This is a genomic window from Streptomyces sp. 8L, from assembly GCF_020176795.1.
Lineage (GTDB): Bacteria > Actinomycetota > Actinomycetes > Streptomycetales > Streptomycetaceae > Streptomyces.
Map to the genome: position 1 here is coordinate 1 of NZ_JAIUKE010000832.1, position 2,029 is coordinate 2,029.

At 77.7% G+C, this 2,029-nt stretch carries 1 protein-coding gene and 1 pseudogene; one reads left to right on the forward strand and one right to left on the reverse strand.

The features are described from left to right. Nucleotides 1–216 precede the first annotated feature (216 nt). On the reverse strand, nucleotides 217–1,527 hold the full coding sequence (locus LCE31_RS39215; protein WP_225023030.1) for an amidohydrolase: 1,311 nt from the start codon (nucleotides 1,525–1,527) through the stop codon (nucleotides 217–219). 301 nt (nucleotides 1,528–1,828) lie between these two features. Here LCE31_RS39215 and LCE31_RS39220 point away from each other — a divergent pair. Then, nucleotides 1,829–2,029, forward strand: a pseudogene (locus tag LCE31_RS39220) (hypothetical protein); the annotation flags it as partial.

The following is a 2,029-nucleotide window of genomic DNA, read 5'->3' on the forward strand; positions in this document are numbered from 1 at the left end:
GCCCCCCGCCGCCCCCGCCCCCCCGCCCCCCCCCGCCCCCCGCCCCCCCCCCCCCCCCCCCCCCCCCCCCCCCCCCCCCCCCCCCCCCCCCCACGCCGGGTACCACCGCACTCGGGCCGCGCGAAGAGCCCTGGCCGAAGGCCGGCCGACGCGCCGCGCGGGCGGGCTCCGGTGCGTACGGTCATACGCTCGGTCCCGTCCGTCGGTCAGCCCCCGTCAGTCCGTGCCGCCGTCTCCTACGAGCCAGCTCGCCGCCACCGCGAGCATCGCGCGGACGCCCGCGGTGATCGTCTCGTCCGGGACCGGGGCGAAACGCGGGGAGTGGTTGCGCGGAATGCCGGGCGGTATGTCACCCGCGCCCGGGGCGTCCGCCGCCTCGGTGGCGAAGACGACCGGGTCGACGCCGCCGAAGTACCAGAAGACGGAGGGGATTTCGTAGGCGTCCCCGAAGCGCCCGAAGTCCTCGGACGCGGTCACCGGCCGCGGCAGTGTCAGCACCTGCCCCTCGCCGAGCGCGCCCGCGAGGGCGGCGGTGACGCGCGCCGCGCCGTCCGCGTCGTTGACCAGCAGCGGGAAGCTGCCCGTCGTGGTGATCCCAGGCTCCCTCGGCGCGCCGGAGGCCGCCGCCTCGGCCCGTACGATCCGCTCGATCGCGGCCAGCACCACGCCCCGCACCACGGGGTCCGTCGTCCTGACGCTGATCCGCAGCTCGGCCTCGTCGGGGATGATGTTCTCCCGGGAACCGCTGTGCAGCGAGCCCACCGTCACCACCGCAGCGTCGTGCGCGCCCACTTCACGCGAGACGATCGTCTGGAGCCGCAGTACCACCGACGCCGCCATCACCACCGGGTCCACGGTGCTCTCGGGGGTCGACCCGTGCCCGCCGCGGCCGAACAGCCGGACCACCAGGGTGTCGGACGCCGCCATCACCGCGCCGGGGCGGGTGGCCGCCATCCCGAAGGGGAAGGGGGCGACATGCTGTCCGAGGCAGACCTCGGGGCGCGGGAAGCGGTCGGCGAAGCCGTCCGCCAGCATCCCGGCCGCCCCGTCGCCCGACTCCTCTGCGGGCTGGAAGACGGCCACGACGGTGCCGGCCCACCCGGCGCGGTGCCGTGCGAGCAGCGCCGCCGCGCCCATCAGGCAGGTGACGTGCATGTCGTGGCCGCAGGCGTGCATCACGGGAACGGTGCTGCCGTCCCGGTCCGTGCCGGTCGCCGCCGAGGCGTACGGCAGCCCGGTGTCCTCCAGCACCGGCAGCCCGTCCATGTCGGCGCGCAGCAGGATCACCGGACCCTCGCCCGCACCGCCGCGCAGGACGCCGACGACGCCGTTCCCGCCGACGCGCTCCGTCACCTCCCAGCCCCCGGCGCGCAGCCCGTCGGCGACGAGACCCGCCGTCCTGGTCTCCTGGCCGGACAGCTCGGGGTGGGCGTGCAGGTCCTCGTAGAGGGCGCGCAGTTCGGGCAGCAGGGCGTCAAGGCCCGCGGCGAGCGGCAGCGGTGCGGGTCCTCGGGCGGTGGTCGTCACGCGGTGTCTCCTTGTTCGGTGGGTGCGGACGGGGCTCCGCCGCTCCGGAGCCGGGCCGTGCGCCGGGGCGTTCACCCCTCGACGCCGTGCCCCGGTGCCCGGCGGTCACCGGCACGCGCCCCGGTCGCGGACGACCGGCGCGCGCCGTACTGCTTCGCGCGCCTCCTACGATGAACGCGATCGGCGGGAGCGGACAGGCCCCGTGGCCGACCCGACCGCCCGCCGGCCGGTGCGGTCCAGGGCCGGTGCCCGGGCCGGATCGGCTGCCAGGATGCGGCCGTCGTGCGGGAGGGGCCCACACATGCAGGAAGGCGGCGCGGACGGCGGTGTGCTGCCGGAATCCGCCAGGACGGGCGCCGGGTCCGCCGCCCCGCGCGGGTGCGGCGGCAGCGGCGGAGGGCCCTGCGGCGCGCGTGAACGTGAACGCGAGGGCGCGGGCGATCGCGACGGCGCGTGCGAACGCGGGGACGAGGGCGCGGGCGTCGGGGGCGGCGGCTTCGAG